Genomic DNA, 13,747 nt, shown 5'->3' on the forward strand with positions numbered 1-13,747 from the left:
CCTCAGTCCATGTCGTCGGCGGGATCCCGGCCGGTCATCACGCTCAGGCGGTCGCGATCGGCGGCGTCGTCGAAGGCCGTGTGGCGCGGCGTGCGGGGGGAACGCAGGGTGGACGCCTGGGCGAAGGTGTGGTGGGCGGCCAGACCGGCCAGCTCGGGGGCGAATTCGGCGAGGATCTCCCGGAAACGCCTCTCGGCGAGTTCGCCCAGCGAGTCGTAGATCTGCACGCACAGCCGTCGAGCCTCATCGCGCGGCCAGTCCGGCGGCAGCAGCTCGGCGGGCAGGTCGGGGTCGAGGGCGGGGAACACCCGCCAGTCGGTCATGACCGCGGTCCGCAACCGCAGGGCCTCGCCGGGGGACAGGTCGAGCCGGGTGACGCGCTCGGCCGCCTCCCGATAGGTGCGGATGAAACGCAGGTACCGCTTGCGCAGGGCGGTGACGTCGAAGGCGCGGTCCAAGACTCCGTCGAGATCGTCGTCGGCGATCTCCTCGGCCCGGAAGACGGTGACCCCGCGGATCCCGATCCTGCGGACCAGCGCGATGACCTCGGCGGTCTTGTCGTACGGACTGACCCACACGGCGTCGAAGAGCATTCCGAAATGCAGCAGCCGCAGGCCGTCGCGGAGCGCGCGGCGGGCGTCGCGCATGTTCTCGGGCACCGAGAACGCGACCACCGTCCACCGGCCGTCCCAGGCGGGCGTGACCGCGCCGAACGTCAGCAGCCGCAGCATGTGCGCCACGATGACGTCGTGGGCGCGCGGCGGCAGTCCGTAGGCGGTGGTCCGGCCGGTGCGGGAGCTGGTCAGCAGCCCTCGGGAGGCGACCCGGCGCAGCGCCGCCCGGGCGCCGGCCTCGGTGATGTCGAACTCGGCCAGCAACCGGACCAGCGCCGCCGACGGGATGTGCTCTTGCCGCCAGAACCAGTAGTCGCCCAACAGCGTCGTCAGCAGCCGCTGCGGTTCGGCCCCCTGCCTGGCCCGGGGCAGGGAGCCGACCGTCGTCGGCGTGGTCACCCGGCGCCTCTCATGTCGGTCCTCCTCCATCGGCGTTCCGGTCGGTGCCCTGCCCGGTGTAGGTTCCCCAGTCGCCCGCGTCCCACGTCCGGGCCGGCGCCGGGGAGACGACTCGGGTGAACACTACGTCCGCCGACGGCAGGTCCGGGGCGCGTCCGGCCCGCCGCCGCAGGGCCTGCGGGGTCACCGAGGGCCAGCGTCCGGTGTCGATGCGCTCCAACAGCACCGACAGCGCCGTCACCCGTTCGGCGGTGCTGAACGTGCAGTGCCCGGCCCGGTCCACGAACGCCTGCCGCAGCAGCGCCCGGGCGCCGGCCCGGGTCACCGTGCCGCGATAGGCGCGTTCGTCGGACACCGGACCGGCCGGGTCGCCCACGGTGTGCAGGGTGAGCACCGGGTCGTGGAGCTCGCCGTCATAGGTGATGAACCGTTCGGCGCGGGCCACCGCGTCCGGGTCGGCGGAGATCCGGGGCGCGCGGGCGAGCCGGTCGAGGTCGGCGCGCAGGTCGGCTCCCGCCCGGCGGTAGATGGCGGAGATCGTCTTCTCCCGCCCGGAGAGGCGAAGCTGTCGCCGGTAGTCCACGCCGGTGTTCCATGAGGGGTTGCCGCCGAGGAACTCCTCATAGGAGGCGCGGACGTGGACGCCGAGGGCGAACGGGAGGCCGGCGCTCCAGCCGTCGACGAGCGACTCCGGGTCGTCGGGGTCCGGCTTCGGCGACGTCGGGTCGTTCCAGGCGGGCACCTGCGCGAATGCGGCGGCCAGCGCCAGCCGCGCCCGGCCCTGCGGAGTGGCCTTGGCGCGGGCGATCAGATCGGAGAGGGCGGCCTGCTCGGCGGCGACGTCGGTGATGCGCACCAGCTCCATCGGAGAGCCGGGATCGACGAGCGTCTTGAGCGCCCAGGCCGCGTCGAGCTTGGCGTTCCACATGGCGACCGTGCCCGCGCCGCCCCCGCACGCCGGGAGCGCGCCGTCCGTGAGATGGCCGTAGTACTGGGCGAAGCCGCGGGCCAGCAGCCCGCCTTGGGAGTCGCCCAGCACCACGGTGCGGGCGGGGACGCCCACCCTGTCGGCGAACACCTCGCGGGTCTCGGCGATGTTGCGCAGGTCGGCGTCGAGCCGCCAGCCGGGCCGCGACGCCGTTCCGGCGACCGCGAACCCCCGGCGGGTCGCCCACTCCTGGAACGCGGTGTCGAGGCGCGTCCGACCGGCCACCAGCAGCAACGTGCCGTCCCACGCGGGAGGAACGGTGATGACGTAGGCAATGCCGTCGGCGTGTTCGCCGGTCAGCTCCCGGGGCGTCGCGGCAGCGGCGGCGGGTGCACCGGAGGCCAGCAGCGCGGTGATCGCGGTGAGGGCGACGGTCGCCGGGCGCGGTCTCATCGGGCGCCTCCGGGGACGTGCGGGCGCAGGAACCTGTCGGGGACGAGGTGAATGAACTGGGCGGCCCCCAGGTCGGGGTCGCCGGCGCCGAGGCGTGCGGCGAGCCGGTTCAGCTCATGGGCGTTCGCCTCCCATCGTCCGGTCTTGACGCGGCGTTCCAGGGTCAGCACCGTGGCCACCAGTTCGGCTCCGGTGTAGCCGCAGTGCCCGGGCCGGTCCACGAACGCCTGCCGCAGCATCCGCCCGTTCCCGGCCCGCCGCACGACGTCGGAGTAGGCGCGGGCCTGGGTGACGGTGGGGAAGTTGTCGCCGCGCTCGTGCAGCGTCAGCACGGGGACCTCCAGCCTGCCGCCGGGGGTGAAGTAACGCTCCATGTAGGCGACCGCGGCCGGATCGGCGGAGATCCGCGGCGCCGCCTCCAGGCGGTCCAGGTCGGCGTCGAGGTCGAGCCCGGCCTGGGCGTACAGGGCCCGCACCTGCCGGCTGCGGCCGGAGTCCCGCAGCAGCCTGCGGTAGTCCACCCCGGTGTTCCAGGACATGTTGCCGCCCGCGCGCTGCTCCAGCGGGTAGCGGGGGGAGAACACGGTCGGCATGAACGCGGCGTACTGCTGGGCCTGCTGGCCGGCCCAGTCGTCCGCGGCGGGCTCCGGGGTGCCGGGTATCGACCAGGGGGAGATCTGGGCGAACGCGGCGGCCAGGGCGATGCGCGCCCGGCCGGCCGGAGTCTGCTGGGCCGCGTCGAGGACGGCCCGGGCGGCGGCGTTGCCGGCGGCCTCCTCCTCGGCCGAGGCGAGGCGCGCCAGCGTGATGCGGTCGTCGCCGGGGGCCAGCAGGGTCTTGAAGGCGAACGCCGCGTCGAGCGACTGGTTGAGCATGGCCACCGGCCCGGCGACCGAGGCGCAGTAGGGCAACGCCCCGTCGATGAGGTCGGGCCGTCGTTCGGCCAGCCCCGCCGCGACGTTCCCGCCCATCGAGGAGCCCCACGCCAGCGTGATCTCGGGTTTTCCGGCGACCCGGGCGAAGACGGTCAGCGTGGCGGCGGAGTCCCGCAGCGTCTCCTCCACGGCCCAGCCGTCGCCGTACGGCCGTGTCCCGGCCAGGGCGTAGCCGTGCTCGAGCAGCCAGTTCCGCGCGGCGGCGTTGCCGCCGAGCTCGGCGGGGCGCTGCTGCGGGCCGGCGCCCTGGCCGTAGCCGGGGCTGAAGGTCAGCAGCGTGCCGTTCCAGTTCCGCGGGACCTCGATCGCATAGGTCGCTCCACTGGGGTGCACGCCGCGGAGGCTGATCGGATCGTCGGTGGCGGCGGGGACGGGCGGGGCGGAGGCGAGGGCGAGGGCGGCGGTCGTCGCCGTGACGGCGACCGCTCGCCGCAAGGGCAGAGACATGTCCGGCTCCCTGGGGCGGAATCAGGAGACAGTGTTTCGACGATCGTCCAGTTAGAGCAGCGGATGACATTCGGCAAGAATCCTACGGTCGTCGTAGAACTGTTGACAATAGCCGTTCACCTGCTTACTTTGAGCCGACCACCCCGTAGTGAGGGAGTCGCTGATGTTCCGGAAGACAGCCTTGGGTGTGATCGCGGTCACCACCGCCGTCGGCCTCCTCTCCGCTTGCGGCACCGGTCCCGGAGCGCGCAACGCTGCGGGCGAGAGCCGCCCCGACCAGCTCGTGTTCGCCGCCATCCCCTCCGAGCAGACCGACAACTTGCAGGCGGCCTTCGCCCCGATCACCGCCGCCCTGGAGAGGGACCTGGGCATCCCGGTCAAGTTCCAGGCCGTCGCCAGCAACGCCGCCGTCGTCGAGGCCCAGGTCGCCAAGCGCGTGGACGTCGCCGTCTACGGAGCCTTCAGCTACTACCTGGCCCGCAGCCGCGCCGACGTCCAGCCCGTCGCCGTCCCCCTTCAGGCCCCCGGGGGCGAGCCCGGCGCCTACGCCTACGGCGTGACCCGCGGCGACGACACCTCGATCAAGTCGCTCGCGGACGTCAAGGGCAAGGACGTCTGCTTCACCGATCCCGGCTCCACCACCGGCTACCTCCAGCCCCTGGCCTCGCTCAAGGAGGCCGGCGTGGACGTCGCCAAGGACGCCAAGACCGTGTTCGCCAAGGGCCATGACACCGCGGTCGCCTCGCTGCTGGCGGGGGACTGCGACATCGCCTTCGTCGGCGACGTGTTCATCGACACCCTGCTGCCCGCCCGCGGCCAGCTCAAGCCCGGCCAGGTCCGCAAGGTGTGGACCTCCCCGCTCATCCCCGGACCGCCCGTCGTGGTCGGCAACTGGTTGTCCCCGGACCTGCGCGAGAAGATCACGAAGACGGTGACCGGGTTGACCGCCACCGGCGCGGCCTCCGCCGGACTGTGCCGAGGCAACGAGATCAAGGGGCCGCAGAGCTGGGGCGACCAGGCCGGGGCCACGGCCTGTCCGCTGGGGTCGTCCAACGCCTGGACCTTCGTCCCGGCCGACGATGAGACCTATCAGCCGATCGCCCGGATCTGCGAGATCACCAAGGCCGAGGTCTGCACGTCCGGTGACTGAGGAGTCCGTGATGAGCGACACGCGCGGTGAGGCGGTGCTGGACCTCGCCCACGTCGGCAAGGGCTTCGGCGGCACCGTCGTGCTCGACGACATCGACCTGACCGTTCCCCAGGGGCAGTTCGTCGCGCTGGTCGGCCCCTCGGGGGCGGGCAAGTCCACCCTCCTGCGGCTGGTCAACGGGATGCACCTGCCCGACCGCGGCACCGTCCGCACGCTCGGCGTCGACCCGGCCGCCTGCTCCCGCCGCGAGCTGCGCGCGCTGCGCTCCCGGGTGGGCTTCGTCTTCCAGCAGTTCGGCCTGGTCGGGCGGCTGTCGGCGCTGGAGAACGTGCTGATGGGGGCGCTGGCCACCCTGCGCTGGCCGCGCTATGGGGTGATGAGCTACCCGCGCGCCCTGCGGGAGCGGGCCGTGCACCAGCTCGACCGGGTCGGCCTGGCCGACCAGCGCTTCCAGCGCTGCGACACGCTCTCGGGCGGCCAGCAGCAGCGGGTCGCCGTGGCCCGGACCCTGCTGCAGCGCCCCGAGCTGATCCTGGCCGACGAGCCGGTCGCCTCACTGGACCCGGCGGCCAGCGCAATGGTGCTCGACATCCTCAAGCGGATCAGCGTCGAGGACGGCATCTCGGTGGTGTGCAGCCTCCACCAGGTCGACCTGGCGCTGTCCACCGCCGACCGGGTGGTGGCGCTGCGCTCGGGCCGGATCGTGCTGGACGAGCCCGCCGCCGCCCTGTCGGCGGAACGGCTGCACGCCCTCTATGAGAAGGCGGGGGCCCATGGTGATCGGCACTGAGCGGCGGGCGGCGCACGCCCCGGAGAACGCCCCCGCCGCAGGACCGCTGCGCCCGCCGCTGGGCGCCCGGACCGTCGTCGCGGCCGGGCTGCTGACCGCCGCCGTGACGGTCACCTGCGTGACGTTCTGGTGGATCGGGCTGTCGCCGTCGACACTGGCCGCCGGGCTCGGCGACGCCCGGCGGCTGCTGGAGCGGATGCTGCCGCCGGAGTTCCCGGCGGCCGGGGACATCGCCGCGCTGATCGTGGAGACCCTGCTGATCGCCGTGGCGGGCACCGGGCTGGCGGCGGCGGCGTCGGTGCCCCTGGCCTTCGCCGCCGCCCGCACCCGGCCCGGCCGGTCCTGGACCCGGTCGGCGGCCCGGCTGGTCATCGTGCTGACCCGGGCGGTGCCGACGCTGGTCTTCGCGATCTTGTTCGTGCGGGCGTTCGGGCTGGGACCGCTGGCCGGGGCGCTGGCGGTCGCCGTCCACTCGGTCGGCATGATCGCAAAGCTGCTGACCGACGCCATCGAGGAGGCCGACCCGCTCCCGGCCGAGGCGGTCCGCGCCTGCGGCGCCCGCGAGACCCAGGTGGCGCTGTCCAACGTGCTGCCGCGGGTGCTGCCCGCGTTCGTCGCCGCGGTGCTGTACCGGCTGGACATCAACATCCGGGCCTCGTCGGTGCTCGGCGTGGTCGGGGCGGGCGGCATCGGGGTGGCGCTGCAGACCGCCCTGGGCAGCCTGAACTACCGGCGCGCGGCCGGCATCATCTGCGTGATCATCGTGCTGATCCTGCTGCTGGAGCTGCTGTCGGTGGTGATCGGCCGGCGCAGCGGACAGGATCGGTCGGCCGGGCCCGCGGCCCTGCCCGCCAGCGCCCGTGCCCGCCACGACGTCGGCTGGGACCGCCACCGGGCGCTGCGGTTCGCGGGGGCGGGCACGGCCGTCGTGATCTTCCTGGCCGCGCTGTGGTCGCTGGACCCGCGGCCGGACCGGCTCGCCGACGCCTGGCCCAACACCCGCGAGATGCTCACCGGGATGTGGCCGCCCGCGTTCTCCGCCGAGGTCTTCACCGGGGTGCTGGAGAGCCTGCTCATCGCGTTGGGCGCGGCCTCCGTCGGCGCGCTGGGCGGGCTGGCGCTAGCCCTGCTCACCGCCGGCAACGTGGCGCCCTGGCGCCCCCTGGCGGCGATCGTCCGGGTACTGGTCGTGGTGGTCCGGGGCATTCCCGACCTGGTGTACGCGCTGCTGTTCGTGGCCGCCTTGGGACTCGGCCCGTTCGCCGGCTTCCTGGCCCTGTGGATCTCCTGCACGGCGCTGGCCGCCAAGTTCTTCACCGACGCCCTGGAACGCCTGGACCCGGTCCCGCACGAGGCGCTGACCTCGGTGGGCGCCACCCGGCCGCAGGCGTTCGCCGGCGGGATCTGGCCGCAGTTCGTGCCGTCGTTCATCGGCAACGGCCTGTTCGTGGCCGATCTGGCGTTGCGCGAGTCGATCGTGCTGGGCGTCGTCGGCGCGGGCGGCGTCGGCTACCTGATGCAGGAGTCCATCGCCACCCTGCGTTACGACGTCACCTGCGCCATCGTCATCGTGATCACCGTCGTCGTCTACGGCATCGAGACGCTGGCCCGCCTCGCCCGCCGCCACCTGCTGTGACCCCGCCGATCCTGCCGTGTCCCCGTCATCGAGGAGAGCGTGATGCCCGCGGAACGTCCGTCCGACTGGGATCCCCGAGCGCCGGAGACCTTCGACAGCTCCCATGAGGTCTACGCCGACCTGCGGCGACGCTGCCCGGTGCCGTGGAGCAACGCCTATGGCGGCTTCTGGGCGGCGACCCGCTACGAGGACGTGGTGCGGGTGGCCCGCGACAGCGAGACGTTCAGCACCGCCGTGCAGAACGTCGTCCCGCACGTGCCGCGCGCTCAGCGCCGTCCCCCGCTGCACTTCGACCCGCCCGAGCACGCGGTCTACCGCGCCCCGTTGGACCGGGTGATGAGCCGCGCCGCGGTGCGCCGCCTGGAGCCCGCCTTCGCCGCGGCGGCGCGCGAACTGCTGCAGCCGATGCTGGAACGCGGCGGCGGCGACTACTCGGCGGAGTTCGCCCTGCCGTTCGCCGCGCAGTGCTTCGCGCTGTTTTTGGGCCTGCCGGTCGAACAGGTGCTGGAGATCCGGCGCATCGGGGTGGAGTACAGCTTCGCCATCCAGGAGATGGACAAGCCGCGGATCGCGGCGGCCAGCGACGAGCTGTACGCCATCGCCCGCACCCTCGTCGCCGACCGCCGCCGCGACCCCCGCGACCCGGACACCGACATGATCGCCAGCCTGCTGGAGGCCCCCATCTCCGACGAGATGGTGGTCGGAACGGTCCGGCAGACCATCGTCGCCGGGATCGGCGCCCCGCACGCCGTGCTCGGCAGCGCCGCGGTGCATCTGGCCCGGGATCCGGATCTGCAGCGAACGCTGCGCACCCGTCCCGACCGGTTGCCGGCCGCCATCGAGGAGCTGCTCCGGCTGTACGCCCCCTATCGGGTGTTCGCCCGCACCGCCACCCGCGATGTCGAGCTGGGCGGCCGCTTGATCCGCGCCGGGGAGCCGATCACCATGCTGTTCCCTTCGGCGAACCGCGACGAGTCGGTCTTCTCCGACCCCCACCGCCTGGATCTGGACCGTCGTCCCAACCGCCATCTGGCGTTCGGGCGGGGCGCCCACCGCTGCCCCGGCGCCGCCATGGCCAGGCTGGAGATGGCCGCCGCCCTGCGGGCGCTGCTCGACGGCACGACGCATCTGGCGCTCGACGGCCCGGTGAAGATGTTCAACTGGCTGGAGTTCGGCCCCAGGTCGGTGCCGTTGCGCCTCACCGCCGCGTGACGCCCGTCCGGCTCCGGGCACGGCCGTGCCCGGAGCCGGAGGCGTTCTCGGAGGGCTCTGCGGCGGTGCCGCGCGGAGCCGGGTGCACGGCCGACGCCCGCGGCGGTCCGGGCCCGCGGCCGCCCGGGCGTCGGTCGTGCGGATTGTCGCCGGCCGGCGACGGCCCGGCATGATCGCTGCTCGGCGCATGGGTCTGCGGTGTTCGTCCTTCGTTCTGAGCGGCTGCGGCGGCGCGCCCGCGGCACGTCGCCTCCCCTCGAGCCCCGCCGGTCCTGCGTCCTCGCTCCGAGCGGCCGCAGGCGTCCCGGCCCGTGTCGGCGGGGCGGATCGGGCGGCCGGAGGGCCTGCCGGGGGTGGTTGCCCGTCCGGTCGCGGACCGAGATGACGCTCACCGAAGCGGGGCGGGCGCCGGTCGGACGCGCGTCCGCCCGCCGGGCCGGCGGGAGCGGATGTCGCAGGAGGTCGGGCCGCCGACCGGGCGGCCCGCGTGCCGCGGTCGGTCTCCTGGCCCGTGGGGCCGATGAGGTCGCCTCGCGTCGAGGAGCGGATGCGAACGGACGCCCGGACCCGGGCGTCCGACCGCTCCGCCGACCGGTCGAGAAGGCCGTGGACCGGCGTCGACTCGGACACATTGAACACATAGGCATCAAAGGTGATGTTCGGTGACGGTGGGTTGATTTCCGGGCAGGTCCGGCCTAGTCTGAACGTGTCAACCGAACATATGTGCGAATGAGGCGAGACTGCAGCCTCCAGAGTCACTCCCCCCACCACCGACTCCTGCATCCCGAGCGCGGTCAGTCTCACCGAGGGGAGTGACATGGACACCTTCGTCCCGGCCACCAAGGAGAAGGCCAAGGCCCGCATCGCGCTCACCGGGCCCACCGGATCGGGCAAGACCTACACGGCGCTGATCACGGCCCGGGTGCTCGGCGAGCGGATCGCCCTCATCGACACCGAGCGCGGCAGCGCCTCCAAGTACGCCGACGAGTTCGCCTTCCAGACCCTGCAGCTCACGACGTTCGAGCCGCAGACGCTCGTCAAGGCGCTCGCGGTGGCCGCCCACGAGGGCTTCGACGTCGTGATCGTCGACTCGCTCTCGCACTTCTGGTCCGGCACCGGGGGGATGCTGGAGCAGGTCGACAACGCCGCCAAGCGCGTCGGCTCGGGCAACACCTTCGTCGGCTGGAAGGAGGCCCGGCCCCTGGAACGGGCGATGATCGACGCCCTGCTGGCCTATCCGGGCCACCTCATCGTCACCATGCGCGCCAAGACCGACTACGTCATCGAGACCGACGATCGGGGGCGCAAGGTGCCGCGCAAGGTCGGGCTCAAGCCCGAGCAGCGGGAGGGGATCGAGTACGAATTCGACATCGTCGGCGATCTCGACCACGAGAACACCCTGGTGATCTCCAAGTCCCGGGCGAAGGCCCTGTCGGGACGGGTGATCCGCAAACCGGGCGCGGAGTTCGGCGAGGCCGTCCTCGGCTGGCTCAACGCCGGCGCACCGGCCAAGACCGTGCGGGACTACGTCGAGGCGGCCACCGCCTCCGACGCCACCTACGAGAAGCTGCGCACCCTCTACAACGAGGCGCGCCGGCACAACATGCTCGGCGCCGCCATCTTGGACGGCGAGGAGTCCATCACCCTCGGCGAGCTGATCACGCAGCGCGGAGCCGAGGCCAAGAACCGGGCCTCCCGGAGCGCACGGCGGGGCACGGCCGCCTGAGCCGTCGCGGCGCGCGCCGTCCCGGCGCCCTGCCTTCGGCGGCGCGCACCGGGCGCGGCGGTGCGTTCCACCGCGCCGTCCGCCGCGCCCACCGGATCGAACGAGCACGGGCAGAGGACCATCTGCCGGAGAGGAAGCCGCCATGGCCGGCGAAACCGTCATCACGGTGGTCGGCAACCTGACCGACGACCCCGAGGTGCGCTCCACCGCCAACGGCCCCGTCGCGCACTTCACCGTGGCGTCCACGCCGCGGGTGTTCAACCGGGAGACCGGCGGGTGGCAGGACGCCGACACGTTGTTCCTGCACTGCTCGGCCTGGCGGAGCCTGGCCGAGCACGTCGCCGCCTCCCTGCGCCGCGGCACCCGCGTCATCGCCCGGGGGAGGGTGCGCCAACGGACGTACCAGACCCAGGAGGGCGAACGCCGCACCGTGATCGAATGCGAGGTCGACGAGGTGGGCCCTTCGCTGCGCTACGCCACCGCGCAGGTCGGCAAGGTCCCGCCGCGGCCCGGCTCCCCGGGCGCCCGCCGCGAGGCGGGCCCGACCGCCGCCGACCCGTTCGCCTCCGACGAGGGACGGGACGTCTTCGAGGGGAGCGGCGATCCGTTCTGACCGGCATCGGCCGCCCCAGGCGGCGCGGGCGCCGGAGAAGGGCGCACCGGCGCCGCGCGGACGCCGCACGGAATCGCAGAGGATGAGACGGAGCGCATGAGGTTCCTGCACACCTCGGACTGGCATGTCGGCAAGGCGCTCAAGGGCCGCGGCCGGCTCGACGAGCAGCGAGCGGTCCTGGACGAGATCGTCCGGGCGGCGCGCGACCACCGGGTCGACGCGGTCCTCGTCGCCGGGGACCTGTATGAGTCCGCCGCCCCCTCGGCGCAGGCCCAGCGGCTGGTCGTCCAGACGCTGCTCGCGCTGCGCGACACCGGCGCCGAGGTCATCGCGATCGCCGGCAACCACGACCACGCCGCCGTCTTCGACGCCTACCGGCCGCTCATGGCCAGTGCCGGGATCACCCTGGCCGGCGGAGTCCGCACCGCGGCCGAAGGCGGGGTGGTCGAGTTCACCGCCCGCTCGACGGGGGAGCCGGTCGTCGTCGCCATGCTGCCGTTCCTGCCGCACCACCGCGCGGTGCGCGCCGCCCAGCTCATCGGCGGCACGCCGCAGCAGGCCACGGCCGACTACGGCCGGCTGGTGGGGGACCTCCTCGCCGCGCTCGCCGAGGGCTTCCGCGCCGATGCGGTCAATCTGGTGACCGCGCACCTGATGACGGCCGGGGGAAGGCTCGGCGGAGGGGAGCGACCCGCCCAGTCGATCGTCGACTACTGGGTCCCGGTCGACGTCTTCCCGCCTACCGCGAACTACGTCGCGCTCGGCCACCTGCACCGCCGCCAGGCCGTGCCGGCGCCGTGCCCGGTGCACTACTGCGGCAGCCCGATGGCCCTGGACTTCGGCGAGGAGGACGATCCGGCGATGGTCCTCCTCGTCGAGGCCGAGCCCGGCGCCCCCGCCGACGTCGTCGCCGAAGTGCCCCTCACCGCCGGACGGCGGCTGCGCACCGTGCACGGCACCGTCGAGGAACTGGCCCGCCGCGCGGACTCCTTCGGCGACGACCATCTGCGGGTGGTGCTCAACGAGCCGGCCCGCGCCGGCCTGCGGCAGGAGGTGCAGCGGCTGCTCCCGAACGCGCTGGAGGTCCGCATCGCCCCGGAGTTCGCCGCGCCGGCGAACCCCGGGCGGCGACGCGCGCCGGCCGGCGATGCGCACCGCAGCCCGGCCGAGCTGTTCCACGAGTACTGCCTCGCCCGCGGGGTGGCCGACCCCCACGTCGAGGCCCTGTTCGCCGGGCTCCTCGACCGGGTGACCGCCGAAGAGGCCCGGGCCGCGGAGAAGGACTCCTCATGAGGCCGGTGCTGCTGGAGATGAACGGCTTCGCCTCCTTCCGGGAGCCGGCCGAGGTGGACTTCCGCGGAGCGGACTACTTCGCCCTCGTCGGCCCGACCGGATCGGGCAAGTCCACCGTCGTCGACGCGATCACGTTCGCGCTGTACGGGTCGGCTCCGCGGTGGGGCAACCGCCGCGCGGTGGCCAACGCGCTGGCGCCGACCGCCGACCGCGGCGTCGTCCGGCTCGTCTTCGACGTCGCCGGGCACCGCTACATCGCCGCCCGGGAGCTGCGCCGCGTCGGCGACGGCGTCACGGTCAAGAACGCCCGGCTGGAGCGGCTCTTGGATCCGGACGCGCTCGGCGCGCCCGACGACGCGACCCGGGTGCTCGCCGCCGACTCGGCGGTCACCCCGGCGGTGGAACGGCTGCTGGGGATGCCGTTCGAGCACTTCGCCACCTGCGTGGTGCTGCCGCAGGGGGCCTTCGCCGAATTCCTCCATGCGCAGCCGGCCAAGCGGCAGGACATCCTCGTCAAGCTGATGGGGCTGGAGGTCTACCCGCGGATCGCGCAGGCGGCGAACGCCCTGGCCGAGGCGGAGAGGCAGCGCGTCGACCTGCTCACCCGGCAGCTGGAGGGGTTCGCCGACGCGACCGACCGCGCCCGGCGGGCGGCCCGGCGCCGGGTGGCCGCGCTGGAGAAGACCGCCGAACGGGTGCGCGCGGCCCTGCCCGCCCTCGCGGCCCACGAGGCGGCGGCGACCCGGGCGCGCGAGGACTGCGCGACGCTGACCGCCGAGCGTGAGCTGCTGGAAGCGGTCGTCGCACCGGTCGGACTCGAGGAGCTCGCCGAACGGGACCGCGCCGTCTCCTCCGCCGCCCGGGCCGCCGCCGAGGAGCTCGCCGAGGCCGAGGCGGCCGACACGGCCGCCCGGGAACGCCTCGCCGCGGCGCCGCCCCGCTCCCTTCTCGAACGGACCCGCCGCGCCCACGCCGACCTCGACGCGCTGCACCGGAGGACGGAGAAGGTCGAGGAGCTGCATCGGCGGCAGACCGCGGCCCTCGCGGCCGTGGCCGCCGCCCGGCGCCGGGCCGCCTCCCGCGCCCGGCGGGCGCGTCGGGAACTGCAGAGCGCGGAGCGGGCCCATCTCGTCGCGGCGCTGCGCCCGCGGCTGCGGAGCGGACGGCCCTGCCCGGTCTGCGAGCGGCCGGTGGAGGCGGTGCCCGGCCCGCCGCCCGCGCCCGACCTGGAGGCGGCCGAACGGGCGCGCCTGCGGGCCGACCGAGAGGCCGAGCGCCTGAACGACGCATGGATGCGGGCCTCCCGAGCCGAGCAGTCGACCGCCGACGAACTGGCCGCCCTCGCCGAACGGCTCACCGCGGTGCGCGCCGCCCTCGACGGCGCCCCCTCCGCGGAACAGGCGGCCGCCGAGCTGGAGCGACGGGACCGGCTGGAGCGCGAGGCCGCCGCCGCGGACGCCGAGGTGCGGCGGGCGCGGGCCGCCAAGGCCGACGCCGAGCAGGCCGCCGCGGACATGCGCGAGGAGACCCGGGCGGCCTGGGCGGCGCTGG

Annotated in this window: 11 protein-coding genes; 8 read left to right on the forward strand and 3 right to left on the reverse strand. The window is 74.2% G+C overall.

Annotation, left to right across the window (positions count from 1 at the left end):
• Nucleotides 1-2: 2 nt before the first annotated feature.
• Genes EIO00_RS20530 through EIO00_RS20540 form a run of 3 tightly spaced genes read right to left on the reverse strand, consistent with a single transcriptional unit; the run spans nt 3 to nt 3,776 of the window.
• Nucleotides 3-1,013 (reverse strand): PaaX family transcriptional regulator, encoded by a 1,011-nt coding sequence (locus tag EIO00_RS20530; RefSeq protein WP_161602763.1) that lies wholly within the window; start codon nt 1,011-1,013, stop codon nt 3-5.
• Nucleotides 1,014-1,023: 10 nt separating this feature from the next.
• Entirely contained in the window at nt 1,024-2,394 is a 1,371-nt protein-coding gene (locus tag EIO00_RS20535; protein ID WP_140181452.1) for a hypothetical protein, read from the reverse strand.
• Nucleotides 2,391-3,776 (reverse strand): alpha/beta fold hydrolase, encoded by a 1,386-nt coding sequence (locus tag EIO00_RS20540; RefSeq protein WP_140181453.1) that lies wholly within the window; start codon nt 3,774-3,776, stop codon nt 2,391-2,393. The genes EIO00_RS20535 and EIO00_RS20540 overlap by 4 nt, the downstream gene beginning before the upstream one ends.
• Before the next feature lie 163 nt (nt 3,777-3,939).
• Here EIO00_RS20540 and EIO00_RS20545 point away from each other — a divergent pair, with 163 nt between their 5' ends.
• From EIO00_RS20545 to EIO00_RS20580, 8 genes are all read left to right on the forward strand, one after another.
• Nucleotides 3,940-4,926, forward strand: coding sequence for a phosphate/phosphite/phosphonate ABC transporter substrate-binding protein (locus EIO00_RS20545; protein ID WP_140181455.1), 987 nt, complete (start codon nt 3,940-3,942; stop codon nt 4,924-4,926).
• Between the two features lie 10 nt (nt 4,927-4,936).
• Nucleotides 4,937-5,716 (forward strand): phosphonate ABC transporter ATP-binding protein, encoded by a 780-nt coding sequence (gene phnC, locus EIO00_RS20550; RefSeq protein ID WP_140181457.1) that lies wholly within the window; start codon nt 4,937-4,939, stop codon nt 5,714-5,716.
• On the forward strand, nt 5,700-7,352 hold the full coding sequence (gene phnE, locus EIO00_RS20555) for a phosphonate ABC transporter, permease protein PhnE (protein ID WP_161602764.1): 1,653 nt from the start codon (nt 5,700-5,702) through the stop codon (nt 7,350-7,352). The genes phnC and phnE overlap by 17 nt, the downstream gene beginning before the upstream one ends.
• 42 nt (nt 7,353-7,394) lie before the next feature.
• The gene (locus tag EIO00_RS20560; protein WP_140181460.1) at nt 7,395-8,564 is read left to right on the forward strand and encodes a cytochrome P450; all 1,170 of its coding nucleotides are present in this window, start codon (nt 7,395-7,397) and stop codon (nt 8,562-8,564) included.
• A gap of 817 nt (nt 8,565-9,381) precedes the next feature.
• Complete coding sequence (locus EIO00_RS20565; protein ID WP_140181462.1) at nt 9,382-10,290, forward strand: ATP-binding protein; 909 nt, start codon at nt 9,382-9,384, stop codon at nt 10,288-10,290.
• Nucleotides 10,291-10,432: 142 nt separating this feature from the next.
• Nucleotides 10,433-10,903, forward strand: coding sequence for a single-stranded DNA-binding protein (locus EIO00_RS20570; protein WP_140181464.1), 471 nt, complete (start codon nt 10,433-10,435; stop codon nt 10,901-10,903).
• 96 nt (nt 10,904-10,999) lie between these two features.
• Nucleotides 11,000-12,196, forward strand: coding sequence for a metallophosphoesterase family protein (locus EIO00_RS20575; RefSeq protein WP_140181466.1), 1,197 nt, complete (start codon nt 11,000-11,002; stop codon nt 12,194-12,196).
• On the forward strand, nt 12,193-13,747 hold a 1,555-nt coding region (locus EIO00_RS20580), incomplete at its 3' end, for an AAA family ATPase (RefSeq protein ID WP_140181468.1). The genes EIO00_RS20575 and EIO00_RS20580, both read left to right, overlap by 4 nt.

The sequence above is a fragment of the Thermomonospora catenispora genome, from assembly GCF_006363815.1.
Taxonomy (GTDB): domain Bacteria; phylum Actinomycetota; class Actinomycetes; order Streptosporangiales; family Streptosporangiaceae; genus Thermomonospora; species Thermomonospora catenispora.

Bases quoted from the DNA above. Each gene is read 5' to 3' on its own strand.
- EIO00_RS20570 (WP_140181464.1), top strand. From the start codon at position 10,433: ATGGCCGGCGAAACCGTCATCACGGTGGTCGGCAACCTGACCGACGAC.
- EIO00_RS20540 (WP_140181453.1), bottom strand. From the start codon at position 3,776: ATGTCTCTGCCCTTGCGGCGAGCGGTCGCCGTCACGGCGACGACCGCC.
- EIO00_RS20575 (WP_140181466.1), top strand. From the start codon at position 11,000: ATGAGGTTCCTGCACACCTCGGACTGGCATGTCGGCAAGGCGCTCAAG.
- EIO00_RS20535 (WP_140181452.1), bottom strand. From the start codon at position 2,394: ATGAGACCGCGCCCGGCGACCGTCGCCCTCACCGCGATCACCGCGCTG.
- EIO00_RS20565 (WP_140181462.1), top strand. From the start codon at position 9,382: ATGGACACCTTCGTCCCGGCCACCAAGGAGAAGGCCAAGGCCCGCATC.
- phnC (WP_140181457.1), top strand. From the start codon at position 4,937: ATGAGCGACACGCGCGGTGAGGCGGTGCTGGACCTCGCCCACGTCGGC.
- phnE (WP_161602764.1), top strand. From the start codon at position 5,700: ATGGTGATCGGCACTGAGCGGCGGGCGGCGCACGCCCCGGAGAACGCC.
- EIO00_RS20560 (WP_140181460.1), top strand. From the start codon at position 7,395: ATGCCCGCGGAACGTCCGTCCGACTGGGATCCCCGAGCGCCGGAGACC.
- EIO00_RS20545 (WP_140181455.1), top strand. From the start codon at position 3,940: ATGTTCCGGAAGACAGCCTTGGGTGTGATCGCGGTCACCACCGCCGTC.